This window comes from Meiothermus sp. CFH 77666 (assembly GCF_017497985.1).
Classification (GTDB): domain Bacteria; phylum Deinococcota; class Deinococci; order Deinococcales; family Thermaceae; genus Meiothermus.
Map to the genome: position 1 here is coordinate 1 of NZ_JAGDFV010000031.1, position 14,067 is coordinate 14,067.

At 60.3% G+C, this 14,067-nt stretch carries 12 protein-coding genes and 1 pseudogene; 8 read left to right on the top strand and 5 right to left on the bottom strand.

Annotation, left to right across the window (positions count from 1 at the left end):
- Nucleotides 1-313 (bottom strand): annotated as a pseudogene (locus J3L12_RS13805) (hypothetical protein); the annotation flags it as partial.
- A gap of 179 nt (nucleotides 314-492) precedes the next feature.
- Between J3L12_RS13805 and J3L12_RS13810 the strand changes: the two are divergent.
- A complete protein-coding gene (locus J3L12_RS13810; RefSeq protein WP_243455259.1) occupies nucleotides 493-1,365 on the top strand; it encodes a hypothetical protein in 873 nt (290 codons plus the stop codon).
- 55 nt (nucleotides 1,366-1,420) lie between these two features.
- Here the strand turns inward: J3L12_RS13810 and J3L12_RS13815 are convergent, their stop codons facing one another.
- Nucleotides 1,421-2,026, bottom strand: coding sequence for a superoxide dismutase (locus J3L12_RS13815; protein ID WP_208015638.1), 606 nt, complete (start codon nucleotides 2,024-2,026; stop codon nucleotides 1,421-1,423).
- A 121-nt stretch (nucleotides 2,027-2,147) separates the two neighbouring features.
- Nucleotides 2,148-3,539: a class II fumarate hydratase gene (gene fumC, locus J3L12_RS13820; protein WP_208015639.1), complete on the bottom strand. Its 1,392-nt coding sequence runs from the start codon at nucleotides 3,537-3,539 to the stop codon at nucleotides 2,148-2,150.
- A gap of 197 nt (nucleotides 3,540-3,736) precedes the next feature.
- Here fumC and J3L12_RS13825 point away from each other — a divergent pair, with 197 nt between their 5' ends.
- From J3L12_RS13825 to cimA, 7 genes are all read left to right on the top strand, one after another.
- The gene (locus J3L12_RS13825) at nucleotides 3,737-4,732 is read left to right on the top strand and encodes a YpdA family putative bacillithiol disulfide reductase (RefSeq protein WP_208015640.1); all 996 of its coding nucleotides are present in this window, start codon (nucleotides 3,737-3,739) and stop codon (nucleotides 4,730-4,732) included.
- A 255-nt stretch (nucleotides 4,733-4,987) separates the two neighbouring features.
- Nucleotides 4,988-6,673 (top strand): biosynthetic-type acetolactate synthase large subunit, encoded by a 1,686-nt coding sequence (gene ilvB / locus J3L12_RS13830; RefSeq protein WP_208015641.1) that lies wholly within the window; start codon nucleotides 4,988-4,990, stop codon nucleotides 6,671-6,673.
- An 83-nt stretch (nucleotides 6,674-6,756) separates the two neighbouring features.
- Nucleotides 6,757-7,266, top strand: a complete 510-nt coding sequence (gene ilvN / locus J3L12_RS13835) for an acetolactate synthase small subunit (protein ID WP_208015642.1) — start codon at nucleotides 6,757-6,759, stop codon at nucleotides 7,264-7,266.
- A 99-nt stretch (nucleotides 7,267-7,365) separates the two neighbouring features.
- The gene (ilvC, locus tag J3L12_RS13840; protein WP_208015643.1) at nucleotides 7,366-8,388 is read left to right on the top strand and encodes a ketol-acid reductoisomerase; all 1,023 of its coding nucleotides are present in this window, start codon (nucleotides 7,366-7,368) and stop codon (nucleotides 8,386-8,388) included.
- A gap of 67 nt (nucleotides 8,389-8,455) precedes the next feature.
- The gene (locus J3L12_RS13845; protein ID WP_208015644.1) at nucleotides 8,456-10,015 is read left to right on the top strand and encodes a 2-isopropylmalate synthase; all 1,560 of its coding nucleotides are present in this window, start codon (nucleotides 8,456-8,458) and stop codon (nucleotides 10,013-10,015) included.
- 458 nt (nucleotides 10,016-10,473) lie between these two features.
- Nucleotides 10,474-10,917 carry a nucleotidyltransferase gene (locus tag J3L12_RS13850; RefSeq protein WP_208015645.1) on the top strand — a complete coding sequence of 148 codons (444 nt, stop codon included), beginning with the start codon at nucleotides 10,474-10,476 and terminating at the stop codon, nucleotides 10,915-10,917.
- Between the two features lie 2 nt (nucleotides 10,918-10,919).
- Nucleotides 10,920-12,509 (top strand): citramalate synthase, encoded by a 1,590-nt coding sequence (cimA, locus tag J3L12_RS13855; protein ID WP_208015646.1) that lies wholly within the window; start codon nucleotides 10,920-10,922, stop codon nucleotides 12,507-12,509.
- A gap of 7 nt (nucleotides 12,510-12,516) precedes the next feature.
- Here the strand turns inward: cimA and J3L12_RS13860 are convergent, their stop codons facing one another.
- Complete coding sequence (locus J3L12_RS13860) at nucleotides 12,517-13,044, bottom strand: isoprenylcysteine carboxylmethyltransferase family protein (protein WP_208015647.1); 528 nt, start codon at nucleotides 13,042-13,044, stop codon at nucleotides 12,517-12,519.
- On the bottom strand, nucleotides 13,038-14,036 hold the full coding sequence (locus J3L12_RS13865) for a 3-oxoacyl-[acyl-carrier-protein] synthase III C-terminal domain-containing protein (RefSeq protein ID WP_347708904.1): 999 nt from the start codon (nucleotides 14,034-14,036) through the stop codon (nucleotides 13,038-13,040). Before J3L12_RS13865 ends, J3L12_RS13860 begins: the two co-directional genes overlap by 7 nt.
- Between the last annotated feature and the right edge of the window lie 31 nt (nucleotides 14,037-14,067).

Genomic DNA, 14,067 nt, shown 5'->3' on the forward strand with positions numbered 1-14,067 from the left:
AGAACAAGCTGGGTTCGGCCAGAAAATGTACGACCAAAGCTTGGTACTGGAGTAGTCGTCGCTGCAAACGGGTGCGTTCAGGTAGATGGGGGAAGCAGTCACCCAGGTTGGCGACCAGCCACAGGTAGAACCGGCGGAATGAGCCGCCTTTGAGGCTGAACATCAGCCCGATGGTGACCAACTCACTAAGGCTGAGCTTGGCTTGTTGATGTTCATGCTGTTTTGCCTTCGAACGCAGGGCATCGTCTACCCCAACGTACAGCACCAAAGCAACGTCTTCCAGCGATAGAATGCATCTCGGGTCTGGCCGCATACACCAGACCCTATTCCTTTCTCCCGCTACTTTTCAACTAGCACCAGTGATTATATAAGGGTTTGACCCGAACCGATCCAACCCTGATCTTTCTTGGGTTTTCCCCAGGCGCTTCTCGCTCCGCATCGCTAAGTGGGACGGTTTCAGGGGGTGCAGGCTTCCCTGAACCTGCAAACCACGTGACCAGAACTGCTTTTGGATCACCCGAGGCGGTAGACAACGCAACCGCCGCTACTGCTACGGGTGCTTATAACATGGGTACAGTAAGCTGGTTTGGCCCCACTACCACCACCGGAAATATTCATGCGCTCCAGTGGCTCTTCGATGGAACAGGCTTTCCAACCGACTATAAGGGATATGGGCAAAAGCTCAACGTAGCCTTGTCCGATGGCGGCGTATTTGCCAGCCAGAACGTCACCATGTCCGGGGTCAGCGAAGCTGCCATTTCGGGCTCGGTCACCCTTCCAGCCGGATATAACCTTGCCAGCAAGCGCATGTCAGTTGGCTTCGCAGACAGGTCGCTGATAGAAGTACTTGCTGATCTTGGTTCAAGCACCAACTTCACCTACACCACCCCCAACATCACTGGGGCAACCATACAAATGCGAATAACTGCTGGAAACGCGGCCGGAACCAGTGTGATCACTACCAAACCTGGCCTTGCGGTCAATGCCACTGGAGTCTCGATTACCCTGCCTGCGGGTTCAGACCTCAGCTTGCCGCCAAATGCTGCTACAAATGTAAATAACAGCACGACCTTCTCCTATACGCCCTTCTTGGGGGGGGTGCACTTTGTGGTATTCAATGGCCCTGGAGCAAATCCCGATTATGTGGTGGTAACTACTGCTGCCAGCACTACCATTCCCAATCTTAGTTCGGTTGGGCTTGGACTGCCTCCGTCTACGGTCTATTCCTGGAATGTCCAGGGGGCAGCACCGTTCGCTAGTGTAGATGCTGCCGCAGGGCCTGGCGGCTGGCTGGCTGTGTTCTTGGGCACCGCCGAAGGTAGTCGGACTGCCTCCACTAACCGCTCTTTTACCACGGCACCCTAAAGGGTCAAACGCCAAGGCCGGGGAATTCCCCGGCCTTTTTTTGCTAAGAGTTCGGTTAGAATCGACTGGCTACCTTGTCCCAGTTGATCACATTCCAGATCGCTGCCAGATAGTCGGGGCGGCGGTTCTGGTATTTGAGGTAGTAGGCGTGCTCCCACACGTCAATGCCCAGGAGGGGGGTGTGGCCTTCCATCAGGGGCGAGTCCTGGTTGGCGGTGCTGTAGACGTGCAGCTTGCCGTCTTTGTCTTTGACCAGCCAGCTCCAGCCGGAGCCAAAGCGGGTCAGGCCGGCCTGGGTCATCTTGGTTTTGAGATCCTCGAAGGAGCCAAAGGTGGCGTTGATGGCCTCGGCCAGTTTGCCGGTGGGCTCCTTGGCGCCGCCGGGGGTCAGGATGTCCCAGAACAGGGTGTGGTTGTGGTGGCCGCCGCCGTTGTTGCGTACGGCGGTGCGGATGTCCTCGGGCACCTGGGCAATTTTGGTGAGCAGGTCTTCGATGCTCCAGCTATGGAGTTCGGGGTGTTTTTCCAGGGCGGCGTTCAGGTTATTCACGTAGGCTGCGTGGTGCTTGCCGTGGTGAATTTCCATGGTCTGGGCGTCGATGTGGGGCTCGAGGGCATCCTTGGCATAACCGAGGTCGGGTAGTTTGAACGGATAACTCATAGTGTAACCTCCGTGCTGTACTCTACGCCTGTACGGCGGCGTAAAGCTGTGACTGGGGACTCAAAACTCATAACACCGTGACCACGAGATACGGTGGTGCAACCCCTTGCGGCCTGCGACGCTAGTTATGCGTCATCTCGAGGGGCACTACCCACTTATCGAACTCTTCCTCGGTCAGGTAACCCAGGGCCAGTGCGGCTTCTTTGAGGCTGGTGCCTTCTTTGTGGGCTTTTTTGGCAATGGCGGCGGCCTTGTCGTAGCCGATGTGGCGGTTCAGTGCGGTTACCTGCATTAGGTTCTTCTCGAGGTTCTCCTTGATCCGGGGTAGGTTGGGCTCGATGCCCACTGCACAGTTGTCGTTGAAGGCCGCACAGGCATCGCCCAGCAGTTGAATGCTGGTCAGCACGTTGTAAACCATCACCGGCTTGAACACGTTGAGCTGAAAGTTGCCCTGCGAACCGGCAAAAGCCACGGCTGCATCGTTGCCAAACACCTGCACGGCCACCATGGTCAGGGCCTCCGACTGGGTGGGGTTCACTTTGCCCGGCATGATGGAGCTTCCAGGTTCGTTTTCGGGAATCGTAATCTCCCCAATGCCGTTGCGAGGGCCCGAGGCCAGCCAGCGCACATCGTTGGCCATCTTCATCAGGGCGCCAGCCAGGGTGCGCAGGGCAGCGCTGGTCGTCACCAGTGCGTCGTGGGCTGCGAGGGCCGCGAACTTGTTCTTGGCCGAGACGAAGGGAAAGCCCGTCTCCTTGGCAAAGTAGGCGGCGGCCAGGTCGCCAAACTTGGGGTGGGCATTGAGACCGGTGCCCACTGCTGTGCCGCCGATGGCCAGTTCGTAGAGGCCCTGTTCGGCATGGCGCACTTCGGCCAGGCAGTAATCAATTTGCGCTACCCAGCTCCCAATTTCCTGCCCCAGGGTAATGGGGGTGGCGTCCTGCAGGTGGGTACGCCCCACCTTGACCACATCCTTGTAGGCCTCGGACTTGGCGGCCAGGGTATCGCGCAGCTTTTGCACGTTGGGGTAAAGCTGGCGGTGGAGCTCTTCGACCACCGCAATGTGCATGGCGGTGGGGAAGGTGTCGTTGGAAGACTGGCCCCGGTTCACATCGTCGTTGGGGTGGATGGGTTTTTTGGAGCCCAGCACCCCCCCCGCCAGCTCGATGGCGCGGTTGGCGATGACCTCGTTGGCGTTCATGTTGGTCTGGGTGCCGGAGCCGGTCTGGAACACCACCAGCGGAAAATGATCGTCCAGCTTGCCAGCGATCACTTCGTCGGCAGCCCGGACGATCAGGTCGGCCTTTTCACGGGGCAGCTCGCCCAGGTCGGCATTGGCCAGCGCGGCCCCCTTCTTCAGGATGCCCATGGCTCGGATGATGGAGCGGGGCATCTTGAAGCGCTCTTGTCCAATCGGGAAGTTCTGGATGGAGCGCTGGGTCTGGGCGCCCCAGTAGCGGCTCTCCTCAACCTGCATCTGGCCCATGGTGTCGGTTTCGATTCGGTAGCCCATAGCCTTTCTATTCTAATGGGCTTTGCGAGGCAGGCTAAAGGGATGATTAACCTCCATTTTTTGGGCAGATTTGCCTTACCAACCGAACCTGGGTGGGATGTTCTCGAGCCGGTTATTTTGAATGCATCACCAGCACCGCGTTTCCATCAGGCCCGGCATGACAATCGCGGGAAGCAAAAATCGCTATTCTTTAGTGCATGGGGGATCTTGTCATCGTAGGTGCGGGGCCGGTGGGGCTGGCCGCGGCCATCGAGGCCAGACGCGCCAACCTGAAAGCGGTGGTTCTGGAAAAGGGAACCATTGTCAACACCCTGTATCGCTGGCCCAGGGAAACCGTGTTCTTTAGCGAGGCCAGAAACATCGAAATCGGGGGGCATCCCTTCCCCTCGCTTTCTCCCAAACCCACCCGCCGCGAAGCCCTGCAATACTACCGCCGCGTCGCCGAGAATGAAGCTCTGGACATCCGCACGTATACCGAAGTGACCCGCATACACAAAGACGCCGGCCAGTTCAGGGTTAGCTACCGTGACCGCAGTGGCCCAGGCGAACTGCTGACCCGCTTTGTTCTGGTGGCTACGGGCTACTACGACAACCCCAACCGACTGGGCGTACCTGGTGAGGAGCTGCCCCATGTGCGCTACGGTCTGGATGAAACCCTGCCTTACTGGAACCAGCAAGTGGTGGTGGTAGGGGGTTCCAACAGTGCGGTGGAGGCGGCCCTCGAGCTCTACCGGGCTGGAGCCAGGGTTACGGTGGTTCACCGGGGGTCGGAGATTCGCCCCAGGGTGAAGTACTGGCTTAAGCCTGACTTTGAAAACCGGGTCAAGGAGGGCAGCATTCAGTTGCTGCTCAACGCGCGAATCCTGGAGATTACCCCCCGTGAGGTGGTGGTTGAAACCAACGAATCAGGTTACCGTCTGTTGCACCACCTGCCCGGCGATTTTGTGCTGGTTCACATCGGCTATCGGGCCGTGGATAACCTCTTACGAGAGGCGGGGGTGCGTTACGGTGGCGATGCGCCGCTGCTCTCGGAGCATTTTGAAACCAGCCTCGAGGGTCTCTTTGTGGCCGGTAGTGCAGGCTTTGGCTCGGATACCCGGAGTGTTTTCATCGAAAATGGTCGGGAACACGCGCAGAAAGCTGTTCAGGAGATGGTTCGGCGCAGAGCCGACCCTCTCGCAGTCGGTGTGTGAATCGTCCTCAAACCTTCTGCGATAGCCTGGCTTGAGCTGCAACAAAAGCTACAACCCCAACCGGCTGCACCTTGACACGGTATACCAAACACCCGTAAACTCTCTCACAAGATGCTTCTCACGAGCAGCCTAATCCTAGTAGTAGTAGGCCTAGTAATTACCAGGCCTGTGGGGGATTTGGTGTAGCGAAGAGCTTAGAAGCGCATCCTAAAGCCCCCCGAACCACGGGGGGCGGTTTTTTGAAGGGGAGAAACTATGAACGGAGCCGCCGCTATCTTGAAAGCCCTGGAAATGCAGGGAGTGGATACCATCTTTGGGCATCCGGGGGGTACCATCATGCCCACCTACGACGCCCTCTACGACTCGCCCATCCGGCATATCCTGGTGCGCCACGAGCAGGCCGGGGTACATGCTGCCACAGCCTATGCCCGGGCCTCGGGACGGGTGGGCGTGTGTATGGCGACCTCGGGGCCGGGGGCCTTGAACCTGGTGACGGGCCTGCAGGATGCGCTTATGGACTCGACCCCGGTGGTGGCGCTGACCGGCAACGTGCCGCAGCACCTGATCGGCACCGACGCCTTTCAGGAAGCCGACGTGGTGGGCATTACCCAGCCCGTCACCAAGCACAACATGCAGGTACGCAATGTCAACGATATCCCTCGAGTCATTGCCGAAGCCTTTTACATCGCCTCTACCGGGCGGCCCGGCCCGGTGCTGATTGACTTTCCGAAAGACGTCCAGCTAGCCGAATTCACCGGTACCTTCGATGTGGAAGTGGATTTACCGGGGTACAAGCCCACCTTCAAGGGTCACCCCCGGCAGATTGAGCGGGCGCTCGAGGCCCTGCAAAAGGCCGAAAAACCGGTTCTGATGGTGGGCGGTGGGGCGCAGAATGCAGCCCCTGAAATTTTAGCCTTTGCTGAAAAGACAGGAATTCCGGTGATTCCCACCCTGATGGGGCTGGGGGCCTTCCCCGGAACCCACCCCCAGTGCCTGGGGATGCCAGGGATGCACGGTTCGGTGGCAGCTAACCGGGCCATCCACCACGCCGATACCATTCTGGCCATTGGGCTGCGCTTCGATGACCGCGTGACTGGCAAGGTTTCGCGCTTTGCCCCCAACGCCCATACCGTGATTCACGTAGACATAGACCCCGCCGAGATCGGCAAGCTGGTCAAGACCGCCATTCCGGTTGTGGGCGATGCCAAGTGGGTGTCGGCGGAGCTGGCCAAGGGCGCTAAAAAACTGAACCTGAGCAAGTGGTGGGCGCAGCTCGAGGACTGGAAAACCAAGCACCCCTTCGCCTGGAAACCCAAGCCCCACCTGCAAAGCCAGGAGGTCATCCAAGCCTTCTGGGAGGCCACCCAGGGTAAAGCGGTGGTGACCGCCGGGGTAGGTCAGCACCAGATGTTTGCGGCGCAGTTCTACAAGTTCGATAGGCCGCGCTCCTGGATCAACTCGGGGGGTCTCGGCACCATGGGGGTGGGTTTGCCCTTTGCCATCGGCGCAGCCCTGGCCCGCCCCGGTGAGCTGGTGATAGACTTCGACGGCGACGGCAGCTTCCAGATGACCCTGCAGGAGCTGGCCACCCTCAAAAAGCACGACCTGAACGTCAAAATCGTGATTCTCAACAACGGCTTTTTGGGCATGGTGCGCCAGTGGCAAGACCTCTTCCATGCCAAGCGCTACAGCGAGGTGTACCTGGCCGACTCCAACCCCGACTTTGCCAAGCTGGCCGAGGCCTATGGCATCCGGGGTATCACCCTGAGCGACAAGGCCAGGCTGCACGAGACGGTAAAGGAGGTTCTGGCCCACCCCGGCCCGGTGCTCCTGGAGGCCCGGGTTTACCACGAAGAGGGGGTCTTCCCCATGATTCCTTCGGGCGGAGCCGCAGAGGACATGATTATCGAAAACCCGCGGGAGACGGTGGCGGGGGACTGAAGCCCATAGCCCCTGGCTGATAGCCAAGGGCCTTGCTGACACAGCTATTTGCTATCGGCCATAGGCGTAAATGGAGATTGCACATGCGACACTTGGTCTCAGTTTTAGTTCAAGACAACCCCGGCGTCCTGCAACGGATTGCAGGGCTGATCGCACGGCGGGGCTTCAACATCGAGTCGCTGGCGGTGGGGCGTACTCACCAGCCGGGCCTATCGCGCATCTCGCTGGTGGTTTCTGGGGACGATGCGGTGTTGGAGCAGGTAGAAAAGCAGCTCAACCGGCTGATTGAGGTCATCAAGGTAACCGACCACTCCGAGCCGCACGTGGAGCGGGAACTGGCCTTGGTCAAGGTGAGCATTGCCGGGATGGAGGAGCGTATGGAGGTCAAGGACATTGCCGAAGCCTTCCGCGCTCGCATTGTGGACGTGGCCAAGAAATCCATCATCTTCGAGCTGACCGGCGACTCTACCAAGGTCTCGAACTTTGTCGAGGCCATGCGGCCTTATGGGCTGCTCGAGGTCATGCGTACCGGCGCGGTGGGCATGTCCCGCGGTGAGCAGGTACTCAAGGTACGTGAGAAGAAAGCTGTTTAGGGTGGGCTTTGGCCCATCTTTTCTTTTGTGAGGAAGGTCGAAAAGCGTACAATTTTCCGACCTGCGGCTGCAAACCTCAGACCCAACCAGGAGGCAAGTGTGAAAATCTATTACGATCAGGACGCAGATATCGGCTTTATCAAGGACAAGACCGTGGCTATTTTGGGCTTTGGCTCCCAGGGCCATGCCCACGCCCTGAACCTGCGCGACTCGGGTATCAAGGTGGTGGTGGGGCTCCGGCCCGGCAGCCGCAACGAGGAGAAGGCCCGCAAGGCGGGGCTCGAGGTACTGCCGGTAGCCGAGGCTGTCCACAAGGCCGATGTGGTGATGATTCTGCTCCCCGACGAGACCCAGGGGGCGGTATACAAAGCCGAGGTGGAGCCCAACCTGAAGGAAGGGGCCGCCATTGCCTTTGCCCACGGCTTCAACATTCATTTCGGCCAGATCAAACCGCGCCGCGACCTGGATGTCTGGATGGTTGCCCCCAAGGGCCCCGGTCACCTGGTGCGCTCGGAGTACGAGAAAGGCTCGGGGGTGCCTTCGCTGGTAGCGGTCTATCAGGATGCCTCGGGCTCCGCCTTCCCCACCGCGCTGGCCTACGCCAAGGCCAACGGGGGCACGCGGGCCGGCACCATCGCCACCACCTTCAAGGACGAGACCGAGACCGACCTGTTTGGCGAACAGACCGTGCTCTGCGGCGGCCTGACCCAACTCATCGCCGCCGGTTTCGAGACCCTGGTCGAGGCTGGTTACCCCCCCGAGATGGCCTACTTCGAGTGCCTGCACGAGGTGAAGCTGATTGTGGATCTGATCTACGAGTCGGGCTTTGCGGGGATGCGCTACAGCATCTCCAATACCGCCGAGTACGGCGACTATACCCGGGGCCCCATGGTCATCAACCGCGAGGAGACCAAGGCCCGGATGCGCGAGGTGCTACGCCAGATTCAGCAGGGCGAGTTTGCGCGGGAGTGGATGCTCGAGAACGTGGTCGGCCAGCCCACCCTGAACGCCAACCGCAACTACTGGAAAGACCACCCCATCGAGCAGGTCGGCCCCAAGCTGCGGGCCATGATGCCATTCCTCAAATCTCGCTTTAGCAAGGAAGAGGTTCCACAAGGCTAATAGCTCCTAGCCGATAGCTTAGAACCCCTTGCTAAGCTATCGGCTATCAGCAAAACCGGAGGTTTCTATGCGGCATATCCGAATCTTTGACACCACCCTGCGGGACGGCGAGCAGAGCCCTGGGGTGGCCCTTTCGCTCCAACAGAAGCTGGAGATTGCCCACGGCCTGGCCCGGCTCAACGTTGATATCATCGAGGCGGGCTTTCCGGTCAATGGGGCCAGCGAGTTCGAGTGCGTATCGCGCATTGCCGCCGAGGTGAAGGGGCCGGTCATCTGCGGGCTGGCCCGTACCCACAAGCTCGACATTGAGCGGGCTGCGGCGGCACTGGAAAAGGCCGAGAAAAAGCGGATTCATGTGTTTACCAGTGCCTCCAGGGTGCACCTCGAGTACATGCTCAGAAAAACCCCCGAGGAGATTCTGGAAATCTCCGACCAGATGGTGCGCTACGCCCGGCAGTTTACCGACGATGTGGAGTTCAGCGCCCAGGACGTAATGCGGGCCGACTTCGACTTCGTCATGAAGCTTTACGAGACCGCCATCAACGCCGGGGCCACCACCATCAACATCCCCGACACCACCGGCTACGGCACTCCGCAGGAGTACGGCAACCTGATCGGGCGCATCTACAAGGAGGTGGTGCGGGGCCGGGATGTGCATATTTCGGCCCACTGCCACGACGACCTGGGCATGGCCACGGCCAATAGCCTGGCGGCGGTGGAGAATGGCGCCACCCAGATCGAGTGCACCATCAACGGCATCGGCGAGCGGGCGGGCAACACGGCCCTCGAGGAGGTCGTGATGGCCCTTTACACCCGCCGTGACCACTACAAGGCCCACACCCGCATCAACACCCGCGAGCTCTACCGCATGAGCCGGATGGTGGAGCGCTACACCGGCATGGTGGTGCAGCCCAACAAGGCCATTGTGGGGGATAATGCCTTTGCCCACGAATCGGGCATCCACCAGGACGGCGTAATCAAGAACAAAGAAACCTACGAGATCATGAATGCCGAGCTGGTAGGCCGCCAGGCGGCGGTGCTGGTGCTGGGCAAGCACTCCGGGCGGGCTGCGGTGAAGAAAGCCCTGGCCGACCTGGGCTATAAGCTGGACGACGCCCAGATCGGCACCGTCTTTGCCCGTTTTCGCGAGATTGTGGAGCGCAAGGGCCCCATCGAGACCGAGGAGCTGCGGGCGCTCGTGGAGAGCGAGGCGGTCTCGACCCCGCACCTGTTCACCCTCGAGAAGCTCCAGTTCTTCTCTGGCTACGGGATGCTCCCCACCGCTACGGTGAGCCTCGAGACCCCCAAGGGCATTGTGACCACCACCGCCATTGGCGATGGGCCGGTGGATGCAGTGTACAAGGCGCTATCCGAGGCGATTGGTTTCAAGCCTGAGCTGGAGCTGTACCGCGTGGAGTCGGTCACGGGCAGCACCGAGGCCCTGGGCGAGGTGACGGTCAAGCTCAAGCTGGGCGAGGTGATGGCTACTGGACACGGTATCTCACCCGACATCATCGAAGCCTCGGCGCGGGCCTACCTCGATGCGGCCAACAAGCTGGCAGCGGGGCAGTCGGCGCGGCATCCCCGCTCGCTGGAAGAGGTGCAGCGTTCGGGGTTAGGGAAATAGGAGCAACCGGCCTTCTGTACAGACGCTTGGCGTATGATCACCCTGGACGAACTTTGCACGACTGTTTTTCGTATAGGGCAGCCACTGGGGGAGCTCGAGTCTCCCAGAATCCACGCCCTCATGCGTCACTATGCCGAGTTGTTGCCCCGCTTTCAGCAAGACTAGGTGTATGAGCGTGATTCAGTTATTGTCTCGAGGTGGGACAGCAGGTATGGAAGGAAGGCCGGTGAAGATCAGGATTGAGCATGTATTTATGGGCAAACGGAGCTTTGGCCTGTATGTCTCGGATTGAGCTTGAATATGCTAAAATTGCCCTATGGCACGGAAAATTGCCGCTGTGGTGTTCAAGGGGAAAATGGGCGAAGAGCCCCCGGATGCCGCTTACTGGAGGACCTGCTCGATAGGAGAACGCCTCGAGGCCATTGAAAGTATCCGCGCCGAGTATAACGAGTGGAAATATGGCACTGCTAAGCCGAGACTTCAGCGAGTTCTTAGGGTTCTTAAATCAGAACCGGGTTAGGTATTTGCTGATCGGCGGCTATGCTGTGGGATTGCACGGCCATCCCCGCTACACTAAAGACCTGGACATCTGGGTTGAGCCCACACAAGAGAATGCCAAAAATCTGATCAAGGCCATTGAGGACTTCGGCTTGTCGTCGCTTGAGCTAAAGCCCGAGGACTTTCTCGAGCCAGGGGTTATCGTACAGATAGGTTATCCTCCTGTTCGCATAGATTTGCTCACCAAAGCATCAGGTGTTGAGTTTGCAGAGTGCTACCAAAACCGCCAAGAGGTGGAGATAGACGGCTTAAAGGTCTCGCTCATCAGCCTAAAGGACTTGCGAAAAAACAAGCAGGCCACGGGCCGACACCAAGACCTGGCTGATTTGGAGAATCTGGAGTAAACATGAGTATCGAAATCCTCGACACCACCCTCCGCGACGGTACCCAGGGTGAGGCGGTAAGCCTTTCCTCGGACGACAAAATTGCCATTGCCAGGCGCCTGGCGGCCTTTGGTATTCCCCTCATCGAGGGCGGCTGGCCGGGCAGCAACCCCAAGGATGCGGAGTTTTTTGCCCGCATGAAGGGGGTGGACCTGGGGAACACGCAGCTCTGTGCCTTTGGCTCTACCCGTCGAAAAGGGGTGCGGCCCGAGGACGACCCATCGGTACAGGCCATGGTGGCGGCGGGTACGCCGGTCGTGACGGTGGTGGCCAAGACCTGGGACTTCCACGTGACCCACGCCCTCGAGGTCTCGCTGGAAGAAAACCTCCGTATGATCGAGGAAACCTACCTTTATCTGGTGGGGGAGGGTAAGCGGGTTATCCACGATGCAGAGCACTTTTTTGATGGCTACAAGGCCAACCGGGGGTATGCCCTAAAGACCCTCGAGGCCGCCGTGCGGGGCGGGGCCGATACCCTGTGTTTGTGCGATACCAATGGGGGCAGCCTGCCGGAGGAGATTTTCGAGATAACCAAGGCCGTGCGAGAGGCTTTCCCGGGCCTGATCATCGGCATTCACCCTCACAACGATAGCGAACTGGCAGTAGCCAACGCTCTGGCGGCGGTGCGAGCCGGAGCCACCCACGTGCAGGGAACCATCAACGGCTATGGGGAGCGTTGCGGCAACCTGAACCTGACCAGCGCCATTCCCAACCTGATGCTGAAGTATGGCCTCGAGCTCAAGGGGCTCACCCCTGCCAAGCTCACCGAGCTGCGCGAGGTTTCGCACTATGTAGACGAACGGGCCAACCTGGCGCCCAACCTGCGAGCGCCTTACGTGGGCGACGCAGCCTTCGCCCATAAGGGCGGAATTCACGTCTCGGCGGTGCTCAAAGACCCCCGCACCTACGAGCACGTACCGCCCGAGGCGGTAGGGAATAGCCGCCGGGTGCTGGTTTCGGATTTGTCGGGCCGCTCCAACCTGCTGGCCAAGCTGGCCGAGTCGGGGGTAGAGGTGCCCAAGGAGACCGCCGGGGCTCTGCTGGAGGAAGTCAAGCAGCTCGAGCACGCCGGCTATTCCTTCGAGGGGGCCGAGGCCAGCTTTTTCCTGCTGGCCCACCGGCTGCGGGGGGGTAGGCTGCCTTTCAGCGTGGAGGGCTTTACGGTTTTTGTGCACGTCAACGATGCCAACCCCGAAACCCCCACCTGGGCCGAGGCCACCGTGCGGGTGCGGGTGGGCGATACCCTCCAGCACACCGCCGCCGAAAGCCAGCACGGGCCGGTCTCGGCGCTGGATAAGGCCTTCCGCAAGGCCATTGAGCCTTTCTACCCTGAGATTGCCGAGATAGAGCTGTGCGACTACAAGGTACGCATCCTCTCGGGCCAGGAGGCCGGTACCGCCTCGGGGGTGCGGGTGATGATAGAGATGCACCGGGCCGGCGAACGCTGGAGCACGGTCGGGGCCAGCAAAAACAACCTCGAGGCCAGCCTCAAAGCCCTCACCGATGGCTACGCCTACGTCCTGGTCAAAAGCCAGCCGGTTCCGCAGGATTAGCCCTGGGTCAGGTGTTGGGCTCAGAACTTGCGACCATCTTGGCGAGGGCTTTCTCCTCGGCGGGAATTCGGATAAAGAGCAGCAATAGCGCGTTCAGAAGGGACGCTACCAGGGCTGTAATCCAGGCGTTGAAAACCAGCGGCAGCGAGAGCAGTTCCAGTGCTACGGCCAGGTAGTTGGGGTGGGGAAAGTAGCGGTAGGGCCCGGTGCGAATCCTGGGTGCGCCGGGAACAACAATAATGCGGGTATTCCAGTACCTTCCCAGGCTGCGGATGGCCCAGTAGCGCAGCCCCTGGGCCAGCAGGAACACTGCCAGCCAGAGTCCCCAGATGGGGGAAAGCTGGTTTCGTGCGAGGCCCTCGAGCAGCCACCCCAGCATCCAGCCGATGTGCAGGACAAAAAAGAGCGGGTAGTGTTCCCGGCCATACTCTTTGCCGCCTTGCGAAAGCGCCCAGCGAAGGTTGGCCTGGGCCAGGCGCAGCTCCAATAAGCGCTGTAGAACCACCACTGCGAGTACGACCCAGACCGCTACCACTCCAAAACCACCCCTTCGGCAGCAAAGCCGGGCCCCAGGGCGAGCAGCACCCCTTTGCTGCCGGGCAATGGCCGCTCGAGCTGATACATCTGGCGGGCCAGCACAAAAAGCACGGTGGGGCTCGACATATTGCCAAACTTTTTGAGTACACAATGGGAGGCCTCGAGGCTCTTCTGATCCACCCCCATCCCGCTTTTGTAGGCTGCGAGCACCCTGGCCCCGCCGGGGTGGAGGGTCCAGGTGTCCACGTCTTTGGCAGCTAGTCCGTAGCTGGCCAGCCCATCGCGGATCAGGTTCCCCAGTTCACCCTCGACCAGGGCCGGGATGCTCTGGGCAAAGCGCACTTGCAGCCCCTCGGGGATCACATCCCAGCCCATCACCTCGTAGCTCTCTGGCAGCAAGCGGCTGAACCCACCCAGCACGCGGGGGCCCGCCGAATCCTGAGCGAGGGCGTCCATGCCCAGCACTACGGCGGCGGCCCCATCGGCAAACAGGCTGGTGGCGACCAGGTTGCTTTTGCTCAGGTCGCCCCATACAAAGGTCAGGCTGCACAGTTCGACGGCGACCATCAATACATACTGGCCGGGACGGCTTAGCGCCAGCTCGGCGGCCCGGGCCAGCCCCGCCGCGCCCCCCGCGCAGCCCAGGCCCCAGATGGGCAGGCGAACTGCCGAGAGGGGGAGGCCCAGGCGCTGTATTAGGTGGGCCTCCAGGCTGGGGGTTGCAATGCCGGTGGTGGTCACGAGCACCACCGCCCCGACCTGATGGGGGGCAACATTGGCTTGCTCGAGGGCCTCGAGGGAGGCTTTTTCACAAAGCTCTAGCGCAACCTCGAACCACAGTTGGTTTTTCTCGGCAAAGCTACGGGGTTCGGCGAACCATTCCAGTGGAGCGGAAATGTAGCGTGACTCGATGCCGGCGTTTTCAAAAACTGCAATCAGCCGTTCCAGCCCTGGTAGACCCTCAAACAAGGTTTGAACCAGTTCCCGCACCTCAGGCTGCCCAACCCTGTGGGATGGGGTG